We start from the raw sequence: 22757 nt of genomic DNA, 5'->3' as shown, positions 1-22757 counted from the left end.
ACCGGTGCTCCAGGTCGCCGAGAAAAGCCACGCCTGTCAAGACCGCGTATGGCGACTGACACCAGCGGCTGACACCAACAAGCGCGAACAGCAGCGGTAGACGCCGGACCGCAATGGACGATCGCCCCAGGCGCAGGACTGGTTGGTCGACGTCGACGGTCCCCCAGGATCGACCTGACAAGGATGCAGGCCAACCTCAAACCTGTGCACGGCCGTGCCCCATCCGTGCCCGGTAGACCAGGAACGCAAGGGGGAATCGCGGTCATCTGCAGGAATCACACACGGTGAAGGCCCCTGACCGATCTTGCTGGTCAAGGGCCTTCCACCTGCGCGGTGGGTGTGGGATTTGAACCCACGGTGACTCGCGCCACGACGGTTTTCAAGATTGTTGACCGGCTGTATCGGCGCCCAAGTCCGCAGGCAGGTGAGCCACCACCAGGCTGATGGCATCCTCAGCCGTTGCTACCTCTCCGAGGCGGATCGCGTGACCGGCTGTGCTTCTTCGCGCGGCGCGGCAAGCTTGTCGAATGCGTGGCGGCGGGCGCCGGGCGGCGGGCGGCGTGGCTCCAGGCCGGGGAAGGGGAGCAGGCGGGCAGGGGCGCGCTGCTTCACGACAGCGCGCCCCTGTGTTGCTCGGAGACTGGCCCGTCGCTACTTCACGTCGACGGAATCGCCCGTGGCCGCCGCGGCCGGTGTGGTGCTCGTACCGGCGAAGTAGTAGCGCCAGGCGCCGTCGGCGGAGGCGGTGACCGTGGTCTTCGCATTGCCGCTGCTGTCCGTGCTCACGGTCTTGACGGTGCTGTACGTGCTGGTGCCCGCCTTGCGGAACTGCAGCTTGACCGGCTGTCCGGCGTACCCGTGGTACCGGCGGTCTTCCCAGCTCGCCCTGGTCAGTTTGCCCGTGACGGTGATCGTCCGGCCCTTGGTGACCGGCTCCGGCGAGGCGTTGACCGTGAGCTTGGAGTAGCGCTGCACGTGGAAGGTGCCGAGGTTCGTCCGCTTCACCGAGTCGCCGTCCTTGGCCTTCGCGTACGCGCCGAAGTGCCAGGTGCCCGCGAAGGCGTTGTAGTGCAGGTCGTACTCGGGCCAGACGCTGTACGTCGACGTGCAGGTGACGGTGGTCCCCGAGGTGCACACGGTCTCGCTGGGCGAGTCCTGGGTCCAGAAGTCGTCGGGGTCGCTCCAGGTGCCGTGGTAGAGGTACGTCTGCCCGGAGGCTATGCCGGCCGGGTCGGAGGCGGTGAACGTGACCTTGAAGGTCACGTTGTTCGTCGTACCGACGGCGACGTCCTTTCCGCCGTTCACCACCACGTTCGAGACCTTGGTGTCGCCCACCACCGTGTCCGCGTGAGCGGCGGGGACGGTGAGGGCCAGGAGTGCCAGCGCACCGGACGAAGCGACGCCGATGGCGAGTCTGCGCATGTGTTTCCCAACGAAATGAGGCCTGTCACCCGAGTGGGTGTCCGGCGGGTGAACGAACTGTAGGGGATGGCCTCACTCCTCCCGGACGCCTGTTCCCATGCACCGGCGGCCCGAGTGCGGCCGGCGAGGATCCGTGGGCGAGGGGGGCACGGACACGGTTCGGGTTCGGGGCGGCCGCCGTCGACAGCGGTGATCGGCGGCGTACGTGCGACCGGGTCGGCACCCCAGGAGGGTGCCGACCCGGCCGCATCATGAACGCACCCCGTCCCCGGGTGGCCGCCGGGCCTCAGGCCGTCGTCGCCGTGTCCTTGGAGGGAACCCGGCGGGAGGTCGTGCCGTCCAGATGGACCACCACGCCGGTGTAGAAGCGGTTCACCGCGTCGTCGACGCTGCGGATGAAGCCCGACTCCGCGTTCCCGCGTGTGCTTCCCATGCTCTTGAGGAGGGACAGCCGGAAGCCGGTGATCTGGGACGCGGGCTCCTTGGGCAGCATGTCGGCAGGCTCGGGGCGGAGGCGTTCGAGCGTTCCCCGGGGGCCGGCCGCCTCGCCTTCGACGAGAGTTTCGACGTGAAGATCCGCCGGAGCCTCGGCCAGGCGCCGGACCAGTCGCTTCGCCCACGACAGGGGGTAGCCCTGCTCGGGTGCCGGGATCTCGATCGAGGTGCGGAGCCTGCCCGTACGAAGGTCCGCGCTGACCGCCAGGACGCCGGGCGTCCCTTCGATGCGCAGCTCCGACTGAAGGCGCCCGTCGAGGCAGAGCTGATCCGCGAGACGGCCGCGGAGCGCGTTCGGATCGGTTCCGCGTCTGGTGCGCTGGACCGGCAGCACTTTCTGCCCCAGTTCGCCGCCCAGCCGCAGGCAGACCTGGCGGATGAGGCGTTCCCAGCTCTCGACGACCTCCAGCGCGCGCGGGTCGCCCTGGCACAGGGTCTCGGCGTCGATTCCGTTGCGTACCGGTACCCAGGCCGGACCCATGTTCTGGAAGCCGTGGCAGCCGGAGTTCTCGTGCCGCAAGTAGTGCAGCAACTCCTGGAGGAGCCAGGCGTGCGCCGCGTTGCCGACTCCCTCGTGCCTGATCAGCAACTGCGCCTGATGGGCGACTTCCGCCCACGACAGGTGCCACAGGGCCACCTTGTGCTTGCGCCGCTTGTCGATCTTGACCTCGACGAGCGGGCTGCCCTCCAGCGCGACGTCGTTCGACAGGGTGATCACGGCCTCGTAGCCACGGCGCGCGGCGATGTCCATGTACGCCTGGACCTGCTCGGCCTTGAGCGCGCTGCCGTTGGTCTTCGTCTCGACGAGCGCCGTCCACAGCTTGCCGGCCCGCTCGACCCGGATCACCCCGTCAGGGCGACGGGGGGCGTCGCCGTGCGGCAGGGTGACCTCGGTGAAGGTCTCCATACGTCCGGCCGGCGCTCCGAAGGCGGCGGTGAGTCTCCGGCCGAACTCGGGGACCTGAGCCATCACGGACAGCAGTACCGAGGTCGCACGCGTCTCGCGCTCCCGGTCGCTCTTGAGCGCCGACGCCGGGAAGAGTCGCGCGTCCTTCCACGACTCGTTCTCGGCCAGCGTCTTCTTGGCGGCCTTGGGCAGGGTGACCTTCTTCTTGGCCGTACGAGGCCTCGCCACCGCCTTCGCCGGATGCCCCTCGGCCTCGGGCTGACGAGGGGAGGGGACCGCCGCGAGGGTCTCCTGCGGATGGGGCTCGCCCGCCGATGCCCTCGCCGGGGCCGGGGCCGATGCCGACGCCTGATCAGACGTCGTTGCCGCTCCCGTTGCCGGCTCCGGCGCCGTCGGGTCCGCCTGATCGTCGCCCTCGGTCTCGTCCAGCGCCTCCCCGGCCGCCGCGTCGTCGTCGATGTCGACCCCGAAGTCCGTGGCCAGACCGGCGAGACCCGCGTCGTAACCCTGGCCGACGGCGCGGAACTTCCATTCCTCCGCCCGCCGGTACAGCTCGCCGAAGATGATCGCACTCACCGAGTCGGCGTCGTCGATGGCGAAGTTGAGGAGTTCCTCGCCTCCGCCGTCCGCCAACGCCAGTCTCACGCAGTCCAGTTCTCCGAAGCGGGCGCCCTCGTAGCGGCTGGCGGCCAGGACGATCCGGTCGACTTCGGCGGAAACCGCGGTCAGGTCGAAGCTGATCCGGTCCTCGTTGCCGTCCGCCGTCGGCGTCTTGCCCAGAAGCTGCACGCTTCCGTCCGCGGCGACCGGGTTGTTGTAGAAGTAGAAGTCGGCGTCGTTGCGGACCTTGCCGTTCTCGTCCAGCAGGAGGACGGACACATCGGCGTCCCCTTCGCCGGTCGGGCTCCCCCAGCCCAGACTGACGATCACCGAGTCGATGTTCTCGCTCAGCGCCGCGAGAGAGACGTTCGACCCCTTGACCATGTCGTGCATAAAGCCCCCCAGAGCAGTGCAACTTGCTGTGCCTGCACCTCCATCCGGCCGTCTTATGCCCGGCGTTGCGCGGTGATCGGTGCGCGGGCGACTGTAGTGCCCATGAACCACTTCCGCAGGAGTCGTGCGGAATCCGTGTGGGAATCGTGGACGGGTCCTTAAGCTGTCCACCCTGATCAGCCCCGGAGCAGGCGTAGACCCCCTGAGCAGGAGAGAACCCCCAGAGCAGGCGAAGATCCCCGGAGCAGGCGAAGACCCCCGGACGAGTCCAGGGGTCCGGAGTGGAACAGCTCGCCGGCGGCGCGGTCGGCTCGGGGGGACGCCGCCGTCACCTCAGTGAGTGGGACGTCCTGCCCGATTCCGCGTCGATCTCGTCGTGGGCCTTGGTCAGCAGTTGCATGGCGAGCTCGTTCAGGGCCCGCGCTCCCGCGACCTCCTCGCCGACCCGGGGCTGGTTCGAGTCGGAGGGGTGGCGGCTGGCGTATCCGTGGGCTCGTACCTCGCTGCCGTCGGGAAGCCGCAGCAGGGCGGCCGCGCGGGTGCGGTGGTCGTCCTCCTGGAATTCCATCTCGACGTGCCAGCCGACCGTGGTCCGTGCCTGCATCGCTGTCATTTGTGTCATCGCGATCGCCTCCGAAGCAGCCGCCCCCGGTGAAGCCCCTAAGAAGAAGTGTGCTCCTCCGGCCGTCCTGGCACGAGGCGAGAGCGTGGAGGGTCACACGGGGTGGCGCGCCCGTGGCTGTGCGGCGATTGACTGGTCGGCGTCGGCGGGCAGGTCTGTTGCCGGCCGAGGTCCTCGCTCAGCGGCCGGGCCCGCTGCGCGGTGTGGGTCAGTGCCTGGCGGATCAGGTCGCGGCCGGCCGGGGTGATCCAGTCCGGGACCTGTACGGCGTGCAGGCCCCGGCCCATGGCCGGTGCCCGCGGCGGGCGGGGCGTGCCGAGGTCGTCCGGCTGCCGGAGCGGCCGGCCCTCGGCCGGGAGGCGGCGGTCCCTTCTCGGCGGATCGCCGAAACGAGCGGTTGATCCGAGCCGCCGCCTACGTCTGCCGTCCCTCCGAGTCCTCGAAGCGACTGAAGGGGACCGTCTCTGATCGGGCCGAGTAGAACTCTGACCGATCGGCCGTCGGCGCCGCTCCGCCGACGGCCGAGAGCCTCAGGTCAGTTGGTGAAGTAGATGTACTTCCAGGAGCTGTAGGTGGTGGAGTTGACGTCGTCGCCGGAGGAGTCGTTGATGTAGGCCGACCGGACCCGGACGCGCAGGCCCGCCTCGTCGGAGGCGCCGAGGTCGATGACGCTCTTGCCGTTGGTGCCCAGTTCGTAGAACTCCTCGAAACCGCGGTGCCACTTGCCCTGGACGTAGACGTCGACGTCCAGTCGGTGGTGGCGGCCCGAGTAGTAGCTCATCGCGGTGGTGAACAGCGGGCCGGTGTTCTTGCGGTACCAGTAGTACGTCGCGGAGTTCGCGCTGACCTTGCCCGTCTTGTAGTACTTCGCCAGAGAGGTGGAGACATTCACCTGGGCGTACGCGGTGACCTTGACCGACTTCGGGGCGGTGCGGGCGTCACCGGCGAAGACCGCGGTGACTGTGGTGTCCCGCTTCATGTCCACCACGGCGGAGACGTTTCCGCTGGAGTTGACGGTCGCCTTCTTCACCAGGACGTTGGGCTTGTCCGAGCCGAAGGGGTTGGCCCAGATTTCCACCGTGCGGTTCTTGTAGGTGGTGCCGAGGTGCGCGGTGAAGGTGACGTCCTTGTCGTACGAGTACACCGTGCCGTTGTTGTTCAGGCTCAGCGTGGTGGCGGTCCGGGAGACGGCCACCGTGTCGGAGCCCGACGCCGCGGCGCGGGTCGCGTCGCCCGCGTAGAAGACGGCGTACTTCACGGCGCCGCCGGCGGGCGGGGCGTCGGTGAAGGAGAAGGTGCCGTCCGCCTTGGTCTTCACCGAGGCCAGCGCCTTGCCCGACGGCGACTCCAGGTCCGTCCGCTTCACCGCGAGCACCGTGCCGGCCGGCAGCGCGTCGGCGTTGGCGACCTTGCCGGTGACGGTCAGCGACGTGGCGCGGGTGGCCGTGGCGGGCGCGGTCACCGTCAGTGTGGTAGTGGTGCGGGAGACGGTCACGGTCCGTGTGGTGGATGCCGGGGCGTGGCCGACGTCGCCCGCGTAGGAGACGGTGTATTTGGCGTCGCCTTCGGTGGAGGGGGTGTCGGTGAAGGTGAACGTTCCGTCGTCGGCGGTCGTGACGGGGGTCAGCGTTTTGCCTGTCGGCGAGTCCGCGTCGGTGCGGGTGATCGTCAGCGGCGTTCCGGCCGGCAGTGCGTCGCCGCCGCTGATCTTCCCGGTGACGGTCAGCGACTTACCGGGGACAGCCGTGGCGGGCGCGGTCACCGTCAGTGTGGTGGTGGTGCGGGAGACGGTCACGGTCCGTGTGGTGGATGCCGGGGCGTGGCCGGCGTCGCCCGCGTAGGAGACGGTGTATTTGGCGTCGCCTTCGACGGAGGGGGTGTCGGTGAAGGTGAACGTTCCGTCGTCGGCGGTCGTGACGGGGGTCAGCGTTTTACCTGTCGGCGAGTCCGCGTCGGTGCGGGTGATCGTCAGCGGCGTTCCGGCCGGCAGTGCGTCGCCGCCGCTGATCTTTCCGGTGACGGTCAGCGACTTGCCGGGGACAGCCGAGGAAGGTGCGGTCACCGTCACCGTCGTGGCGGCCTTGGTCGGCGCGTTCAGCGTGTTGAGGTGGTACGTGCTGCCGCTGCCGGTGACCGCGAAGAGGTGGTTGCCGTCCGGTTCCCAGGCCAGGCCGTCCGGAACCAGGTTGCCGGTACGGGTGTCGGCGAAGTCGTACTTCCGGACCGGCTGGGTGGTGCCGGGCTTGAAAATGTAGACGTCCGGTTCGTACGGCCCGTCGATGCCCGCGGCGACGGTGCCGTCCGCGGCGATGTCGACGGCGTTCGGATAGGCGTCGGTCGGGTAACTGCCGACTTCCTTCAGGTCGGTGGTGGACAGCACCTGGTGCTTGTAGGGCCAGCCGCTGGCCGTGACGACCTGGCCGCCGTCGGGGGTCACCGCGAGGTCGCGCAGGTTGCTGCCGGCCTCGCCCTGGGCCATGCGCTGGGGCGCGTCCGGGCCGGAGACGTCGTACGTCGCCACGGCGGCGGGGCTGATGCCCGGCTCGGCGGCGGCCAGTACGCCGGGCGCGGCCGGGTTGGACGCCAGCCGGGGCGCGTAGTACCAGCGGCTGCCGCTGTCCTGGGCCACGGCGAGGACGGGATGCGGGCCCGAGAGGTCGAGGGAGCCGATGTTGCCGTTCGTCGCCGTGCCGTAGCCGAACCACAGCTTCCCGCCGGCGCGGGCGAGGGTCGCCGGGGCGTCGGCGGTGCCGGTCGAGAAGCGCGCGGATTCGACGAGGCCCGCCGTGTCGATCGCCGCGATCTCGTCGCTGCCCGCGACGGCCACGTACAACGTCTGCGAGTCGGCCGAGAGTTCCAGGCCGTTGGCCCCCGGCAGCGAGCCGAACGTCCCGACGACGTTGCCGCTGTAGTCGGTGGCGACGACCTTGCCGCCGGCCTGGTCGCTGACGAAGACGCGCTGGTGCACGCTGTCCACGACGACATCGGAGACGGAGGCGACGGGCAGGACGGCGTTGCCGTCGGCGTGGGCGGCCGTGGACCCGAGGCCCGTCAGGGCCACAGAACTGAAGAGGACGGCGAGTGCCGTCGCAGTGGAGATTCTGCGGTGGTGCAAGGTGGTTCAAACCCCCATGAGCTGTGGAAGGCCGCGCGTCACCGGAGGTTGGAAGGCACCGGGCGCGGCATGCTTCGGATGCCTATGACATGGATGTGACAACGGAGCCGTCGGAATGGTTGTGCACCGGAACAGGAGACTCCGCGCATCGGAAGAGGAGACTCCGGGGCTTCTCTCATGACGATGTCCGTTCCTCGCGGGCTCAGACCGAGCGTGTCGCGACTGACGAGGCAACAGGTCACGCGGCCCGCCCGTCAACACAAGCGGCGGGAGAGGGCCTTGTCCGGCCTGCCGCCGACGCGGTCCGGGCGAAGCCGGCGGTGTGCACCGCGGAGTGTGCACCGTGGTGTGGGTCCGTGGTGTGGGGCCCGCGGTGTGGTCCATCAGCGGTGCCGGTCCCACCCCCGGCCGAAGCCGGAGGCGGACCAGGCGGAGCGGCTGCGTCGTCAGCGGGCGCTTGCGGTGCGGATGTCGGAGACGTCGCCCGACACCGGCTCCTGCTTCACGACGAGGTTGGTCCTGACCGTCGGCGACTCCCCGCCGCCGTAGGTCAGGGTGACGGCGACCTCACGGCTGTTGCCGCCCTCGCTGACCGTCCACTGGACCGGGACGTTCTGGGCGCGCAGGACACCGTCCGCCTGGTTCTTCGTCTCCCAAGCCGCCAGCTTCTTGGCGAAGGCGGGTGTGAGGTAGTGCGCGCGCAGCGCGTTGGACAGCGCGGTGTCCGGGCCCGCGGGGACGTCCTTCGCGTCGACGTATGCCCCGTAGAAGTCGGCGACCTGGGTCACCGAGTCACCGGTCCTGCCACTGATCGACCGCACCGCGGCGGACGCCCTCGTGGACGACTTCGCGGACGCCCTGGCGGGGGCGACGCTCGTGGTGCGGATGTCGGTGATGTGGCCGGTCGGCTCCTGCTTCACGACGAGCCTGGTCGTCGTCGTCGGCGACTCCCCGCCGCCGTAGGTCAGGGTGACGACGACCTCGAGGCCGTTGCCGCCCTCGCTCACCGTCCACTGCGCCGGGACGTTCTGCGCGCGCAGGACACCGTCCGCCTGGTTCTTCTTCTCCCAAGCCGACAGCTTCTTGGCGAAGGCGGGCGTGAGGTAGTGCGCGCGCAGCGCCTTGGACAGCGCGGTGTCCGGGCCTGCGGCGTCGTCCTTCGCGTCGATGTACGCGCCGTAGAAGTCGGCGACCTGGGTCACCACGTCGCCGTTGAAGCCACTGACCGACCGCAGCGCGGCGGACGCCTTCGCGGACGCCTTGGCGGGGGCGGGGGCGGCGGCCTGTGCCGCCGCCTGCGTCGCCACACCGAGCCCGACGGCCAGGACGAGACCGGCGGCGAAGGCCGCACGGCGGCCCGGACGACGACGTGCGTGGGTGTTCATGCTCATGTCGTGTCTTCCTTCTTTGTCAGTGGTCCGTAGGTGGCCGCTCCCGGCCCGTGCCGGCTCTCCGGCCGAACGCGCCCGCCGACGTCTCGCCACCCGTCCGCGTCCGATCCGAGGACATGACGGCCTGACCGCCCGAGCGGGCAGAAGCAGGCCGGATGTCCCCGCCCCCGGGATCGCGGGGCGGCGGGTCGTCGCAGGACGCCGAACGCCGCACCTCGGGCACCCGGGCACACGGATGCCCGGGACGCGGGAACGAGCAGGAACAAGGCGGGAGCCGTCACCAGGCTGCTACCGGGGCCTCAGCCCACCCCGGCCGGTGCGACACCCACAGCTTCAGAGGCGCCGAGGACCCGCCGCAACCACCACCGCCCAACCCGCAACGACGCAACCATCCCACCCACCCTGACCTGCGCGAACAAGCACTGCCTGGGATGCCGTCCTGGGATGCGGAGACGACCCCGCGCCGTCTCGTGCGCCGCCTGGACACCGCCGACACCGGAGAGAGCCGCCGAGGCAGGCCGACGGCGGACAGCGACAGATGAGCCGCAGACGTCACTGGCGGAACCCCAGGTCACGGCCCCCCGACCGAACGGGCTTCCCGAGGGGTAGCCGTCAGGCAAGATGCGGTGTTACTTGCCGAACGAGGACATGAAAAGGCCCCTCACCAGCGGTTTTCCCGCCGATGAGGGGCCGTGTCAGGCGGCTTGGGCCGTCTGGAACCCCAGGTGTCGGTGAGTGCGGCATCGGCCTTGTCACTGCCGTTTCCGTGCCCCGCGTACCGCAAGGCACGGCTACGCTCCCTCCGCCCGAGGACGGCCATCGACACCGCCGGAACGCGCGGAGCTCCCCCAGCCACCGTACGGGCGGCCGGGGGAGATTCATGGCTTCCGGGGCTGGTCGTCCGGGTCAACGGGTCAACGGGTCACCATGACCGCATCCGCGTGCACGGTGGAACGACCGGCCGAGCTGCCGGCCAGCACCTTCAACTGCACCTTGTGGCCGGTGATCTTCGTACCGAGCGAGTACGTGAACACCACCTTCCGGTAGCCCGTCGTCGGAGCGTAGGTGTCCACAGCCCCCACGGTGACCCCGTCGACGAGCACGGCGAAGCGGCCGCCATTCGACTTGCGGGTCGCCACGATCCAGATTTTCGTACCATCGCCGGTGAGGGACACCGTGGCACCCTTCGCGGCGGACACCCGCTCGGTCTTCGCCCAGGCCGACGTCACCGACGCCGATGTCCAGGTCCCCTTGTAGGTCAGTAGCGAGGACCGGTCGTCGAGCGGCACGCCCGTCGTTGCCGCCGCGCTCCACGCCCCGGTCTGACCGGCGTCGTCATGGGCACGTACGTAGAAGCGGTACGTCAGACCGGACTTCGGCGTCACCGGGCTGCCGGACGCGCCGAACGCCGCAGACTTGGCCGTGGTGCGGGTGTGCCACGTCTGGAGCGAACCGAGCGTCCATACGCCCGTACTGCTGCGGGTGGCGACCCGCCAGCCAACGTCGTACGACGTCACGCCCACCGTTTTCGCTGCCCAACCGACCGGGATCACCGCGCCCGTCGAGCCGTCACTGGCGAGAGTGGGTGTGGTGGCGGAGGCGGCAGGAACGCTCCTGCGCAGACGCACCGTACCGCTGAGGCCGGCCGCAGGTTCGTCCGTCACCGTGTCCTTCGCGGTGAGCGTCCAGGTGTAGGCGCCCTCGGCGACCGCCGTACCCCCGGTGTTCTTGCCGTTCCAGACCGGGGAGACGTTCCCGCCCGGGGCCGTTCCGGTCAGGGTGCGCAGCGAGGTGCTGCCGGACTTGAGGGTCAGTGTCCAGGTCACCGGCCGGTTGTACATCCAGGTGGGCGCCCAGGAGTCGGTCGAGCCGTCACCGTTCGGGCTGAACCCCGCCGGGACGGAATCGGAGGAGCGGGACGGGGTGCCCGCCCACACCGTGTGGGTGACGCCGTCGTCGTCCATCCAGGCGGCCCACGGCGCCTCACGGTCCACGGCCCACCGCTCGGCGGCACCGGTGTTCGCCCTGGACGGCAGCGTGAACAACGGCTGCGCGGTTGCCCCGGCCACACCCAGCGCCTGGGCGTTCACGGTGACGCCCGGTCCGGCGTCCCTCGTGAAGGTGTACAGCGTGTCCGTACCGAGGACCGGGGCCATTACGGAGGAGTCCACCCATGTACGGGTGGTGGTAGCGCCCGTCTTGATCAGCAGGCCCTGCTGGGAGCCGACCCCGCACGTCGTCAGCAGGATCCACGATCCGCGGACCTGAAGAGCTCCGGGCAGACAGTCCACCGTGGTGACGGTGGACGTGGTGCCGGTCGCCAGGTCGGTCCGCCGAATGGACCAGCCGGACGTGCCGTTCTTCACCGAGGTGTAGAAGGCGCCTCCGTACAGGACCGAGCCGTCGGGCACGCGCTCGCTCTTGCCGGTCGCAACGGTGTAGAGCAGCAGGGTGTTGTTGTAGACGGTTGTCCTGTCCGACAACAGGAAGTGGTCACCGTCGAAGTCCCTGACCTGATCGGTCGAGACGTCACCCAGGTCCAGGGGCACGCCGGTCGGCTTCCCGTTGTCGTAGACCTGGTAAACACCGCCCTGCTCGACCAGCACCCGGTGCCCGGCGACGGCCAGCGTCTGATGCACGGTGCCGGTCGAATAGGCCAGAACACGTGACGGCGTGGCCGCCGAGGCTCCGGACGGGCGGACCGTGAGGCCGGAGGAGAGCAGCACACCGGTACCGCGGGAGGAGTCGTCGGCGGTGTAGAGGGTGCCGCCGGACAGGGCCAGGGCATCCAGGCGCGCCGGGCCCGCGGGGATCGTCGCAGCGTCGCCGTCGGCCTTGGACACCCGGCCGTCGATGAGGGTCTGAATGGCGGCGTCCTTGTCCGGCCGGTACAGAGACGCACGCATCCGGCCGTCGTCGCCAACCGATAGGTCACGGAACGTGCCGTCGAGGTCGGCGGCGGCGGTGGAGCCGTCCCGGGACATCGCGTACAGCTCGTTGCCGTTGGCGCTCCACTTGTACCAGGCCAGGGTGTCGTCGCTGATCCAGCGGGCCTTGTCGGTGGGCAGGGTGACGGTTGCCGGTCCGTCGGCGGGCGCGGATCGCCGCCACTCGGTCAGGGTCGCGCCGTCGATGACGCCGAAGTGGGAGGGGGTGAACTCCAGTCCCTGCGGCAGTTGGTCGGTGTCTGGCTCGGCGACGGTGACCGTCGTGCCGGTGGCGAAGTCGACGTAGTCGATCTGGTGGCTCCAGCCGGGTGCGGTCCGCCGCAGAACCAGCGCGCCATCGGCGTCCGACGCCAGCACCTGGTACTGCTCGTCGTCGGACAACAGACTGCGGTCGCCGCCGGAGGTACGCAGCACCAGCCGCACGCGGTACTCCGAGTCGCCGTCCTCGTAGGCCTGTTGGACGAGGATGCCGTCGCCGGCCTGGGCCCGGTAACGCTCGTCGAGTGAGTTGCCGGATCTGTCGTAGGCGACGGCGAGCGTTTCTCGGGCGCCCGTGTCGAGGTGGCGCAGGGTCACGTGGTCGGCGAGGTCGCCGTTGGGGTTGGTCGAGGTGGCGGTCGCCACCACCGAGCCCTGCACGGACACCACATCGGGGTCGGCGGAGTCGCCGGTGCCGGCCAGTGCCCCGAGGTCCTGTGGGGCGCCGCTCGCCACGGAGAGCCAGCCGTGCGGCAGCCTGTCGGAGGACGTGCTCTGCTGCCAGACGACCGCCTGACCGGACCCCGACACCTGGTCGGCCGACGGTACGGAGGTGGTCCGCGCCGGCAGCGTGGCGGTCACTCCGGTGGTGGCCGCAGCGGCGGGAAGCAGCGCGACTGACCCGGTGACGACCAGTGCGCCGACAACGGCCGCGGACAGGGCGACGTGACGCGTATGTGAGCGCATGGGACCGCTTTCTCCTGAACGTAAGGGCGGGATCATTGCACACAGGCGAAAGACACATACGCCCAGGTAGGAGTCGGCGGCATCGTCGCGCTGCGGTCCCGGACTCCACCCGTTTCGACGCACGGACGGCGTCCGGGTCAACGGCTCTCTTCCGATGCCGTTTACAAGATCACCGAATGGCGCCGTCTGGCGGCTCCGGCGTCACACTCGCCTTTCAGCGGGGAATCACGGGGAGAGCAACCAAGCTCTCCGAGACCGCACCTCGGCTATCTGCCCAGGTCAGCGCTCGAACCACCCGCAAAAGCCCGCAGCTTCCCAAGCTGAGAGCTCGGGGACCTGATATCTATGTCTCATGCTCGGCCTGACGTGCTACTTCTATGAACGAGTCAACTGAGGCCAGGTAGGCGTCGATGGCTCGGACAAAGTTTTCGGCCTCGCGTATGTCTCTCTCGACGACCATGAGGCGACCGTAGGCTTCGCTGGAGGCCGCGTGGACTGCCTTCGCCGCTGCTATCGGCTCGGGGTGGCATTCCAACGAGACGACGGCCAGGGAACGCAGGAAGGGCCCGTATGAGTCCCGCAGTTGATCGCGAAGCTCTGTGAGCGACGCCATCCGCGCCTCTTGATTCTCCACCTTGAAGTACTTGGGGATCCTGAGGTACAGGATCCCCATCTCATTGGCCTGCTCGATGAAATTCAGCTGTGTGGCTCTGCGAGCCTCGCGCTCCCGCGCAATGTGCGCGGCTTGGGCGGTGGCTTGGGCCTGGATGCGAGCAGCTTGGGCGCTGCCCTTGTTCGTCACCCAGCTGGCGACCACCGCTGTGGCGGCGGTCAGCACGGCCACCCACAAAGCGCTGTTGTCCATGTTGCATAGTGTCTGTGCCCCCGACTGACTTGCACAGAGTGCGTCGGCGTCGGCTCCAGGGCTCGCGCCGGTGGAGCATGAAGCGAGCGGGGTTGGCCAGAGCGAGCGGCCGCCCGAGCCATGGCATCGGGCGCTCGGCAGTGACCGGCGGCGACAACCAGTGACAGGTCGGCTACGAGCGAGTGCAGGGAACGGCGCAGGTCACGGCCCCGTGACCGAACGGGTTTCCCCCGAGGGCTAGCCGTCAGGCAAGATGGGGTGTTACTTGCCGAACGAGGGCATGAAACAGCCCCTCACCAGCGGTTTTCCCGCAGATGAGGGGCCGTGTCAGGCGGCTTGGGCCGTCTCTGGGCCGTCATGGGCGTGACCGGCGGCCCGGTACATCGCGCTGACGGCTTTGCGGGTCCTGGTCTCGCTGCTCGGCATCAGGTGCGTGTACACGCGGAGCGTGAAGCCCGGGTCGCTGTGGCCGAGGTAGAGGCTCAGCGCCTTGATGTTCTCCCCGGCGTCCAGGAGGACCGAGGCGTAGAAGTGCCTCAGGGCGTGCATCCCGTGCTCGCGGGCCGCCGCGTACCGCTGGCCCTTCTCGGGAGTCGGGATGATGCCGGCCCCGGCGAGCGCGGGCTTCCACCGCTCGTCGTTGAATCCGTTGCTCCAGAGGGCCGTGTCGACGCTGCTCGTGAAGAGGAGCCGGTGCGTCACTTTGGGCCCGGTGGGCGTCACCCAAGGCAAGGTCACCTCGACCGGTGGGAAGCGCTTCATGTGCTCGGTCAACGCCACGGACACCTCGGGATCGAGCGGAACGTCCCGGAGCTTGCCCCGCTTCGGGGGAGCGAAGACGAGCGAGCCGCGGACCTTCTTGACCTGCTGCCGCACGTACAGCCAGCCGAGATCTCCAAGGTTGTCGACCGCGAGTCCGAAGATCTCGCCCTGGCGGAGTCCGCACCCCGCGCCGAGGTCCGTCATGGCCTGGTAGCGATCGGGCAGTCCTGCCCGTACGGCGAAGACCTGCGAGGCCGACCAGGGGTGCACGCGTGACGGCGCGGGACGAGGCGCCTTGACCGATCGGGCTCGGCAGGGATTCGAGGCCAGCAGGCGATCGTCCACGGCCGCGGTGAGCACGGAGGAGACCGCGTCGAAGATCAGGCGCCGGTACGAGGTCGACGTCACGGATTCCTCCAGCCGTCGGTTCCAGTCCCGGATGTGCTCCGGCTGGAACGAACCGATCGGCCGCGTGCCGAGGTACGGCAGAGCGTGAAGGCGAAGACGCCCCTCGACCGCGGCCCGGCTCGTGAGGTCGGTCGTCAGAGCCGCGATCCAGCGGTCCGTGTACTCACGGAAGGTCGTCCGTGCCGCATGAGGGTCGATGTACTGGCCGCGCGCCATGTCGGCTTCGATGTTCGTCAGCCAGGCGTCGGCCAAGCGCTTCTGCTTGTCCGGGAAGCTCTTGGACTTCTCGGTGCCGTCCGGGCCGATGTAGCGGGCCCGATAGCGGAGACCGAGGCCGTAACGATCACTCTTCGTCTTGCGACTCTTGCCGTCTGCGCCGATCTCGACTTTGTACCAGCGATCCTGGACGTGTCCGGCCATCAGGCAGCGGCCCCTTGCTGGAGGGCCTGGACCCAGGCGCGGACGTCAGCCGGATCGAAGCGCAGGTGCCGGCCGACCCGGAAGCCGCGGGGCCCGGTGCGCTTCCGGCGCCACTGGTAGACCGTCTCGACGCTCGGAAGGTCGAACATCTCCACCAGGTCGTCAGGCGTCAGGTACCGCACCGGCAGGTCATGCGGAGTGACGACGGGTTCCGCCAGGGCGAGGCGTCGACTAGCCATGAGTGGGCTCTCCTTCTGTTCCGGGGGCGGGTTCGAGGGATGCGGCAAGCCAGGCTTCGGCCGAGGACAGGCCCGTTCCGGCGAAGACCCAGTGCGAGACGACGAGGGTCGTGTCCGTCCCGATCTCGGTGGCTGCTGCGGCTTGTGCTCGGCGCCATTCGGCGCGGGCGGTGCGGAGGGCGCCGAGGGTGGTGGAGTAGCGGCGGGACTTGGTCGAGAAGTGGCCGCGGAAGCCGAGCATGTGAGCCCAGGCCCGAAGCCGGAGATCTTCTAACTCCTTGCGCATGCCGAGCGTCCAGGCCGTTCGGATCAGCCGGCGGGCGTGGTCGCTGATGTCGAACTGGGCGAGTTCGGCGAGGAACTTCAGCGGGCGGTCGAGAGCTCCCGTCGCGGTCTCGGCGCCTTTGGTCGCGTACTTGGCGATGTACGAGGCGACGGCCCGCTCGGTCAGTTCCTGGCCACCGTCGAAGTCGGCGGAGCGGATCGTGCGGACGTCGAGCTGACGGCCGAAGGTGAACGTGTGCGCACGTCCGCCGATGACCGGGCCGTCCACGCGAACGTGAGCAGCAGCGGCGTCGATGGCGTCGGTGAGCAGTTCGGCGGTTGCCCAGGCCGGAGGCGGAGTGTCGCCGCCTCCGGGGCCGTCGATGCGGATGACGGCGTGGAAGTGGACGGCACCGCGCTTCTGGTACTCGGCGACCTTGGCAAAGGAGACCCGGGCGTACTGCCGGAACGCGCGCTGTGAGAGTCCGGCGCGCTTGGCGACCTCGCGGCGCAGGTAGGTGGAGAAGCGTCGCCAGAGCGGACCGGCGTGCGCGTTCCAGAGGACGGCCGATTCGTAGTCGTACGTTTCCGGGTCGAGCGGAGTGCCGAGTGCGGCGTCGTCCTGGTCGTGGTGGACACCGCAGCGGCAACGGCGGACCGAACCGGCCTGGCCGGTGGGGCGGTTGTGGACAGGGCCGAAGCTCGGGGCGGTGAAGGTAGCGAAGACCCGGGGGTGCGCGGCGACGCGTTCCGGGACTCCCTTGCCGCCGCGCAGGCCGCTGGTGATCAGGTGGAAGGTGTCGCGGCGGTAGACCTCGGCGCAGGCTTCGCAGCGGGTCGCGCGGCGGTTGTTGCAGCGCACCAAGAGGTGACCGGCCGGGAGGTCGGTGGAGTCGAGGCGGTGGAGGACGTTGCCGATCTCGCCGGTACCGGTGTCCACGTCGTATTCAGTGCGGTGGCCGTCGAGGCGGATCGGGTGGGTGCAGCCGCCGAGGCCGGCGAACTGGCGCAGCAGTTCAGGCATGGTGCCGAGTGCGGCCAGTTCGGCGAGTTCGGGCAGCGGGGGCGGAGTGGGGCGGGCGATGATGGCTTTCTCCTTCTGGCTTCGGCTAGGAGGGGTAGGGCCCCCGGGGCGGCGGATGCTTGGCGGTATCGAGGCCGTCCCGGGGGTCTGTCGTTCAGCGGCTTTCAGCGGCGGCGCTGATCGCGGAGCATCGAGCGCAGGACCACAGCGGCGATGGCCACGGAGATGGCCGTGACGGCGACGGCGGCCAGGAGCGCGGTGAGGGACGACTCCGCCGGCGAGGACGGCCGCGACCGCTCCGGTGCTGATGGAGATCTGCGGGACTGCGCGTCGTGCGGGTGCCGGATCGGCCGGGGCGTGGTTGTACGCGGGCGGCGGGGTCGGGTTGTCGGGGTACTTGGGCAGGAACACGGCCAGTCTCTCCTTGCCTACTCGTCTAGTTGTGTGAGCCGTTTATGACGTCCACGCCGGAGCGCGTGCCGGAGTCGATGGCCGGGGCCATGAAGGTCTGGGAGAGCAGGAATCCGAAGAGCGCGATCACGACGACGACCCAGGTGCGGACGCCGAGGAACTTGATCGCTCCCCAGGCGATGAGCCCGAGGACGAAGACGAGCGGCAGGCTGACGGTCACGGAGCGAGTCCTTTCAGCGGACGGGGCAGCGGTGGGTACGGGCGGCGAGTTCGGCGGCGGCGCGGCTGTCGTAGTCGGCGGAGAAGCCGCAGCGCGGAGCGGTACAGGCGGCGGTGTGCTTCTCTCGGCCCCGGCCGTCGTACGAGGTGCCGACCTGGACGGGGCCGATGCGGGTGACGCTGCGGAAGCGCCGGTTGGCTGGCACAGCTGGTTTCCCTTCCTTTGTTCGCTTGTCTGGGGCGCGCGGACGTGCGTAGATGACCGGCATGTCACAAGGGGTGCGGCGGCTGGCCGCCTTCGGTTCGGCCGCGTTGGTACTTGGGCTCGCGTGTGTTGGGGGAAAGTGGTGGTTGGGCGAGTCCTGGGCCACTGTGATCACCACGTGCTGCCTTGAGGTACTGATCATTTCGGCCGTGGTCGGAACCCGGCGAGTGTTGCGGAAGCGGTAAAGCCTCCCGACGGGGCCCGCCTTCAGAGCTGGGCGGCGATGGCGTCGGCCATGGGTGCGGGGACGCCGAGGCGGGCGCGGAGGGTCGGGGTGTCGATGACGGCTCCCGTCCGTGTCTGGTGTTCGGCGGCGACCTTTCGGGCGTGTTCGACCAGGGCGACCGGGACGGATACGGCGGGCGGAACTGGGGTCAGTTCGGGTGCCGGTTGTGCGGAGAATTCCCGTACAGCTTCGGGAGCGCCCTCCTGGTCCTGTGCGTCCTCGGTCTTTTCGTGAGGCGCTGGAGCAGAGTGGGCGAGGAGTGTTCCGCCGAGGAAGGCGACCGCGGGCCAGCCCGCGACGAGGATGCGGAGCCAGGCCGGCACCTGGTCCAGGTCGAGGAGTCCGGCGGTGGCAACGTTCGCGCCGAGGGATGTCACGAGCGCGATGACGAACCAGCACCATCCTGCGGCTTTCTCATCACCGGTCCGCAGTCGACGCCACGCGGCGACGAGCAACAGGTCGACCGAGACGGGATAGGCCCACGCCTTCCACCCGTTCTGACCGGCCGCCGAGGCGACATCGTGCAGGTGGGCGAAGGACAGCGCGGCGGCGATGACCGCTTGGACGAGGACCGCGTCGACACGGGCCAGTTGGGCGCGCATGCGGCGGCTCCTTCCGGATTCAGGCATGGCAGGGGTAGGGACGTGGCGCGAGACGGTCGCACCGGCCGAGAGGGAAGGCGAGTTCAGTCGGTCACGGGTCGAGGCTGGACGACCGGGGCCGGAGTCTCGACGGGCGCTACGGGCACGTCAGGCCGGAAGGGCTTGAGCGCGGGCAGGTCGGGCACCAGGTGCGCCGACTCGCGGCAAACCTCGGCGGCGTCGCCCAGGGACAGGTACGGCGTGCGGATGCGGGACCAGCCGCCGGAGGAGTCGCCGGCGACGGCCAGCCCGGGCCGTTCGGGTGCGATGGCGCAGGCGGCGGAGACCGCTTCGGGGGCAATGTCGCCCAGGGCCATTTTGGCGGAGGCTTCATCGTTGACACGGTGGCAGACGCGACCGGTCAACTGGGCCCGGAGCATGGTCGCTCCCTTGCCCAGTTCGGCGCCGAAACGCTGTCCGCAGACCTCCAGATAGATCCCGGCGGCGCGGCCGAGCTGGGCGAGGCGGATGAGCTGGGTGACCATCTCGTCCCGCCGCTCCTCGTCCTTGCGCGTGGCGACGAGGAAGAGTTCAGCCACCTCGTCGACGAACAGCACGATGGGAACGGGGCGTTCGTCCTCGGGGAGCCCCCAGACATCCGAGGTGATCTCCTCGTCGGGCGTCCCCGGGGCGAGACCCTGACGGGCCTTGATCCGTTCGTACCGGTCCTCCATCTCTTGGATGAGCACGGGCAGCAGCTCGGCCGCCTGATCGGGGTCGGTGGCGAGAGCGGACAGTCGTGCGGCGAAGGGCGACAGCTCCACGCCACGCTTGCAGTCGATGCCGACCAGGGCGACGGGTTGCGGAGCGAGTCCGGCGACGAGGTGGCGCAGGTACATGGACTTGCCGGAGAGCGTTGCGCCGAGGGTGAGTTGGTGCGGTATGGCGCGGTAGTCGCGTACGAACGGGGTGGCGTCCTCGCGTAGGGCCACGGGCACTTTGAGGAGCCCGGACGTGACCTTGCGAGGCATCCGCACGCGTCGCAGTACGTCGAAGCCGACGAGACGCAGTTCGACCACGCCCGGCTTGACCGTGCTGACGTACACGGCGTGAACTCCCCAGGCGTGCCGCAGCCGTTCGGCCGATGCGGCGACGTCGGCCGGCTCCTGCCCCGGTACGAGCCGAAGCCGAATGCGTAACCCGGTCGACGTGGGGCGGATGATGCCCCGGCGGGGCGGTACCGGCCGAACCTCACGGCGGGTGGTGGCCTTGACCGCCAGGACCCGCAGCCGGGACGGAGTCACGGTCAGACCGCACGCCTCCATGACCGAGCCGTACGAGCCGAGCAGCCGGGCCGTGGATATCGGCAGCCCGGCCGTGGACCAGTAGACGCTCGGGTGCTTGGCCCGGGCGTAGGCAGCCCCGCCGCCGAGTGCGGCGACAGGACCACCCACCTCCAGAAGCGTTGTCAGGTCAGTCATCAGGCCGTGGCCCCCATGGCCGCCGGGAAGACGGCCGGAGTGACGGCGGCGGAGCGGTAGGCGATGCCGTGCCGCTGCTGGCCGTTGAACACGCTCTCCCACGGGCGGGCCACCAGCCCCGGCAGCGAGACCGGCGCCCCGAGCGCGAGCCCCTCGGACACCCCGCTCTCCGGAACAGTGACCTTGATCAGGGACGACTCCCCCTCCTCGATGTAGACGACGCCAAGCGTCATCAGGGACTCGCCACTGACGGCGTCCTTCGCGATCTCGCCGGTCTGACGGTCGCGAACCTTGGGCTCGGGCGCCTCGGTCAGCAGGATCGTCGCGGCCGAGGTCTCCACACGGATGGTGCGCAAGATTTCTTCCCATCTACTCGTCTAGACAAGATGCAGTCTTCGAACCCGATCGCTTCGGGAACGCCAACCACAGTGCCACACAACTTGCCCACTCGTCTATACGAGTAGGGCTGTTGAGGTGTACGAGTCCGAAAAGTGGCCTCGCGCACCACCGATCAGGTCGCCGGAAGCTGGTACGAAAGCACGTACGCGTCCGCCGCCATGACGGTGTCGCAGACCTCCACGGCCCGCCCCTCCGTGTCGAAGGCGGTGCGGATGAGGTGGATCACCGGCACACCGGAGGCGAGGCGGAGCGTCTTGACCTCGGTCGGCGAGGGCATCCGGGCGCGGATCTCCTCCTCGAAGTGGTCGAGGTGATGGCCCAGCTCCTCGAGGCGGGCGTAAATGCCGCCGGGGCCCGGGTTGGGTTCGGCGATCTGCGTGCCGCGCGCGATGTCGAGCGGGAGGTACGAGGTGGCGAACTCGACCGGGCGGCCGTCAAGCAGGTACCGGCGACGACGGGCGAGCACGCGCCGCACGGACCCGAGCCGCGTGGAGATGTCCTGGCTGGCCTTCTCCTCCTTGACTTCAAGGCTGTCCACCTGGGGGTGACTGCCCGCGGCGTCCGCCTCGACGATGAACGCCGACTTCCCCTGCTCACGGTGACGCCGGGCGAACCGGTCGGAGGCCAGCCGGCGGACGGGAGGTCGCGGCCGGACGAAGACGCCTTTGCCGTGTTCGGCGGCGACCAGGCCCTCGCCCTGGAGGATGGAGAACGAGTTGCGGACGGTCATCCGGGAGACGCCGTAGTGCTCGACGAGTTCGGCCTCCGAGGGGAGCTTTTCGCCCTCCTTGAATCGCCCACGGTCGATGGCCTCGCGCAGCTGGTCAGCGATCTGCCGGAACACCGCACGATCGCTCGTGGGGTCCAGATCGCCGAGCAGGGACGGAAGTGAGGTCACGAGTACTCCTTTAGGTATCTAGACGAGTGGGCGAGTGTTGTTGCTACGGTGGAGAGCCTAGCCATCCGAGAGGGCCGAGGAACGTGAGCACTGACCGTCCGCACTCCGTGAGCGTCGCCGGAGTCATCGTCGACGACCAGGGCCGGGCCCTCTTGATCCAGCGGCGTGACAACGGCCAGTGGGAACCGCCGGGTGGCGTTGTCGAACGGGAGGAAACCCTCCCCGAGGCACTTCAGCGTGAAGTCCTCGAAGAAACCGGCATCAAGATCGCGCTTCCCGCGACCCTCACCGGCGTCTACAAGAACATGACAGGCCTGATCGTCTCCCTGGTCTTCCGCTGTGAAGCCGCCGACGGCTCGCCCAGCACCGGGGACGAGACCCGCGCACTGCGTTGGGCCACCCGCGAAGAAGTCACCGACCTCGCCGACGAGGCTTACGCGATCCGCGTCCTGGACGCACTCGACGCGGCATCCCCGCCGGCCATCCGCGCCCACGACGGCGTGAAACTCGTCTAGCCCGAACCCGCTGCACATGGCGGCCTACCAGCACGAAGGAACTTGTATGCACGAGTATACGAGTACTGCGCGGGTCTGGGGACTCACTTGCCCAGGATTTCCGGAAGAGGTCAGCCGGGCCCGCCGCTGGACCCGCGACATCCTGCGCGACTCGCCCTTAGCCGAGGACGCGGAACTGATCGTGAGCGAGCTGAGCGCGAACGCGATCCTCCACACGGCCAGCGGCAAGGAGTCGGGCAGCTTCCACCTCGCGCTCGCGGTCTCCTCGCAAGTGATCGCGCTGTCGGTCACGGATGACGGAGGCACGGGATCAGCTCCGGCCGTCGAGCACCAGGACCAGGAGGCCGAGCACGGCCGGGGGTTGGGCATGGTCAGCGTGATCGCACACCGCGTCGTCGTCCACGACAGCGACGGCGGCCACACGGTCACCGCGGAACTCTTCACCGGGGCCCGCAGGGGAGGCCACCCGTGCTGATGGACAAACCGCGGCGCGGCTACTGGTGCGAGTGCTGGACCGAAGAACTCACCGATGGCGAACCGCCAGAGCTCCGGGCATCCTTCGACGCCTACACGGCACCGCAGGCAGACCGATGGGTCGCGGTGGCTCTCCGCACGATCTCACCAGCACTCGACGCCGATGCCTCCGATGAAGCGTGGGCATGGCTGTACGAGGGACGTATCCAGACCCGGCGAGCTCTCTCGCGCATGCAGCCGTGCACAGTCTCAGTGACCCACGCCGGCACACGCATCACTTGGACGATCCGCCCAGTCCTCTTCGTACCGCTCGCCCACCGACGGGGCATCGAACTCCCAGCTTGTGCATACGACTTCAAGCCCCAGCAGACCTTGTCGAGTCTCAGTTGATGGTTGACGGGTTGGCGTCGGGTGATGCTTGACGTCTGCCCTAGACGATCTTCCGGCGATGGTGTTCGCCGGACTTGC

General features: G+C 69.3%; 19 protein-coding genes and 1 pseudogene. 3 read left to right on the top strand and 17 right to left on the bottom strand.

From position 1 onward, the window contains the following. Positions 1 to 651: 651 nt before the first annotated feature. The 17 genes and pseudogenes from ACWEBX_RS30210 to ACWEBX_RS30130 all read right to left on the bottom strand — a co-directional run bounded on the left by ACWEBX_RS30210 (position 652) and on the right by ACWEBX_RS30130 (position 21300). Positions 652 to 1422: a calcium-binding protein gene (locus tag ACWEBX_RS30210; protein ID WP_451887962.1), complete on the bottom strand. Its 771-nt coding sequence runs from the start codon at positions 1420 to 1422 to the stop codon at positions 652 to 654. Positions 1423 to 1708: 286 nt separating this feature from the next. Beyond that, positions 1709 to 3817 carry a TerD family protein gene (locus ACWEBX_RS30205; RefSeq protein ID WP_451887961.1) on the bottom strand — a complete coding sequence of 703 codons (2109 nt, stop codon included), beginning with the start codon at positions 3815 to 3817 and terminating at the stop codon, positions 1709 to 1711. Between the two features lie 328 nt (positions 3818 to 4145). Continuing rightward, entirely contained in the window at positions 4146 to 4430 is a 285-nt protein-coding gene (locus tag ACWEBX_RS30200; RefSeq protein WP_451887965.1) for a DUF1876 domain-containing protein, read from the bottom strand. 544 nt (positions 4431 to 4974) lie between these two features. Then, positions 4975 to 7554 (bottom strand): YncE family protein, encoded by a 2580-nt coding sequence (locus ACWEBX_RS30195; protein ID WP_451887960.1) that lies wholly within the window; start codon positions 7552 to 7554, stop codon positions 4975 to 4977. A gap of 446 nt (positions 7555 to 8000) precedes the next feature. After that, the gene (locus tag ACWEBX_RS30190) at positions 8001 to 8945 is read right to left on the bottom strand and encodes a hypothetical protein (protein WP_451887959.1); all 945 of its coding nucleotides are present in this window, start codon (positions 8943 to 8945) and stop codon (positions 8001 to 8003) included. A 914-nt stretch (positions 8946 to 9859) separates the two neighbouring features. Further along, the gene (locus ACWEBX_RS30185) at positions 9860 to 12838 is read right to left on the bottom strand and encodes a hypothetical protein (RefSeq protein WP_451887958.1); all 2979 of its coding nucleotides are present in this window, start codon (positions 12836 to 12838) and stop codon (positions 9860 to 9862) included. A 343-nt stretch (positions 12839 to 13181) separates the two neighbouring features. Further along, positions 13182 to 13703, bottom strand: coding sequence for a hypothetical protein (locus tag ACWEBX_RS30180; RefSeq protein ID WP_451887957.1), 522 nt, complete (start codon positions 13701 to 13703; stop codon positions 13182 to 13184). Between the two features lie 327 nt (positions 13704 to 14030). After that, positions 14031 to 15293, bottom strand: a complete 1263-nt coding sequence (locus tag ACWEBX_RS30175) for a tyrosine-type recombinase/integrase (RefSeq protein WP_451887956.1) — start codon at positions 15291 to 15293, stop codon at positions 14031 to 14033. Further along, on the bottom strand, positions 15293 to 15532 hold the full coding sequence (locus tag ACWEBX_RS30170; protein WP_451887955.1) for a helix-turn-helix transcriptional regulator: 240 nt from the start codon (positions 15530 to 15532) through the stop codon (positions 15293 to 15295). The genes ACWEBX_RS30175 and ACWEBX_RS30170 overlap by 1 nt, the downstream gene beginning before the upstream one ends. Further along, a complete protein-coding gene (locus ACWEBX_RS30165; RefSeq protein WP_451887954.1) occupies positions 15525 to 16820 on the bottom strand; it encodes a replication initiator in 1296 nt (431 codons plus the stop codon). The genes ACWEBX_RS30170 and ACWEBX_RS30165 overlap by 8 nt, the downstream gene beginning before the upstream one ends. Positions 16821 to 16984: 164 nt before the next feature. Beyond that, positions 16985 to 17231: pseudogene (locus ACWEBX_RS30160) on the bottom strand (SpdD protein). Positions 17232 to 17256: 25 nt separating this feature from the next. Further along, positions 17257 to 17451 (bottom strand): hypothetical protein, encoded by a 195-nt coding sequence (locus ACWEBX_RS30155; RefSeq protein WP_451887953.1) that lies wholly within the window; start codon positions 17449 to 17451, stop codon positions 17257 to 17259. 13 nt (positions 17452 to 17464) lie between these two features. Beyond that, on the bottom strand, positions 17465 to 17656 hold the full coding sequence (locus ACWEBX_RS30150) for a mobile element transfer protein (RefSeq protein WP_389284958.1): 192 nt from the start codon (positions 17654 to 17656) through the stop codon (positions 17465 to 17467). 266 nt (positions 17657 to 17922) lie between these two features. After that, positions 17923 to 18543, bottom strand: a complete 621-nt coding sequence (locus ACWEBX_RS30145; RefSeq protein ID WP_451887952.1) for a DUF2637 domain-containing protein — start codon at positions 18541 to 18543, stop codon at positions 17923 to 17925. A gap of 83 nt (positions 18544 to 18626) precedes the next feature. Continuing rightward, positions 18627 to 20003: an FtsK/SpoIIIE domain-containing protein gene (locus ACWEBX_RS30140; protein WP_451887951.1), complete on the bottom strand. Its 1377-nt coding sequence runs from the start codon at positions 20001 to 20003 to the stop codon at positions 18627 to 18629. Next, positions 20003 to 20359, bottom strand: coding sequence for an SCO3933 family regulatory protein (locus ACWEBX_RS30135; protein ID WP_356050583.1), 357 nt, complete (start codon positions 20357 to 20359; stop codon positions 20003 to 20005). Before ACWEBX_RS30135 ends, ACWEBX_RS30140 begins: the two co-directional genes overlap by 1 nt. Positions 20360 to 20514: 155 nt before the next feature. Further along, positions 20515 to 21300, bottom strand: a complete 786-nt coding sequence (locus ACWEBX_RS30130) for a GntR family transcriptional regulator (RefSeq protein WP_326787719.1) — start codon at positions 21298 to 21300, stop codon at positions 20515 to 20517. A 107-nt stretch (positions 21301 to 21407) separates the two neighbouring features. On the opposite strand from ACWEBX_RS30130, the gene ACWEBX_RS30125 reads away from it, so the two are divergent. The 3 genes from ACWEBX_RS30125 to ACWEBX_RS30115 are packed head-to-tail and all read left to right on the top strand — an operon-like array spanning position 21408 to position 22679. Next, positions 21408 to 21815, top strand: coding sequence for an NUDIX hydrolase (locus ACWEBX_RS30125; RefSeq protein ID WP_451887964.1), 408 nt, complete (start codon positions 21408 to 21410; stop codon positions 21813 to 21815). A gap of 46 nt (positions 21816 to 21861) precedes the next feature. Next, positions 21862 to 22290 (top strand): ATP-binding protein, encoded by a 429-nt coding sequence (locus ACWEBX_RS30120; protein ID WP_451887950.1) that lies wholly within the window; start codon positions 21862 to 21864, stop codon positions 22288 to 22290. Beyond that, complete coding sequence (locus tag ACWEBX_RS30115) at positions 22290 to 22679, top strand: hypothetical protein (RefSeq protein ID WP_451887963.1); 390 nt, start codon at positions 22290 to 22292, stop codon at positions 22677 to 22679. Before ACWEBX_RS30120 ends, ACWEBX_RS30115 begins: the two co-directional genes overlap by 1 nt. Positions 22680 to 22757: the final 78 nt, after the last annotated feature.

The organism is Streptomyces sp. NPDC005070 (assembly GCF_053600395.1).
Note: the sequence above shows the minus strand (reverse complement) of the source record. Positions and strands in the feature narration are given on the sequence as shown.

Bases quoted from the DNA above. Each gene is read 5' to 3' on its own strand.
- ACWEBX_RS30115 (WP_451887963.1), top strand. From the start codon at position 22,290: ATGGACAAACCGCGGCGCGGCTACTGGTGCGAGTGCTGGACCGAAGAA.
- ACWEBX_RS30140 (WP_451887951.1), bottom strand. From the start codon at position 20,003: ATGACTGACCTGACAACGCTTCTGGAGGTGGGTGGTCCTGTCGCCGCA.
- ACWEBX_RS30190 (WP_451887959.1), bottom strand. From the start codon at position 8,945: ATGAGCATGAACACCCACGCACGTCGTCGTCCGGGCCGCCGTGCGGCC.
- ACWEBX_RS30145 (WP_451887952.1), bottom strand. From the start codon at position 18,543: ATGCGCGCCCAACTGGCCCGTGTCGACGCGGTCCTCGTCCAAGCGGTC.
- ACWEBX_RS30165 (WP_451887954.1), bottom strand. From the start codon at position 16,820: ATGCCTGAACTGCTGCGCCAGTTCGCCGGCCTCGGCGGCTGCACCCAC.
- ACWEBX_RS30185 (WP_451887958.1), bottom strand. From the start codon at position 12,838: ATGCGCTCACATACGCGTCACGTCGCCCTGTCCGCGGCCGTTGTCGGC.
- ACWEBX_RS30210 (WP_451887962.1), bottom strand. From the start codon at position 1,422: ATGCGCAGACTCGCCATCGGCGTCGCTTCGTCCGGTGCGCTGGCACTC.
- ACWEBX_RS30120 (WP_451887950.1), top strand. From the start codon at position 21,862: ATGCACGAGTATACGAGTACTGCGCGGGTCTGGGGACTCACTTGCCCA.
- ACWEBX_RS30180 (WP_451887957.1), bottom strand. From the start codon at position 13,703: ATGGACAACAGCGCTTTGTGGGTGGCCGTGCTGACCGCCGCCACAGCG.
- ACWEBX_RS30175 (WP_451887956.1), bottom strand. From the start codon at position 15,293: ATGGCCGGACACGTCCAGGATCGCTGGTACAAAGTCGAGATCGGCGCA.
- ACWEBX_RS30205 (WP_451887961.1), bottom strand. From the start codon at position 3,817: ATGCACGACATGGTCAAGGGGTCGAACGTCTCTCTCGCGGCGCTGAGC.
- ACWEBX_RS30200 (WP_451887965.1), bottom strand. From the start codon at position 4,430: ATGACAGCGATGCAGGCACGGACCACGGTCGGCTGGCACGTCGAGATG.
- ACWEBX_RS30170 (WP_451887955.1), bottom strand. From the start codon at position 15,532: ATGGCTAGTCGACGCCTCGCCCTGGCGGAACCCGTCGTCACTCCGCAT.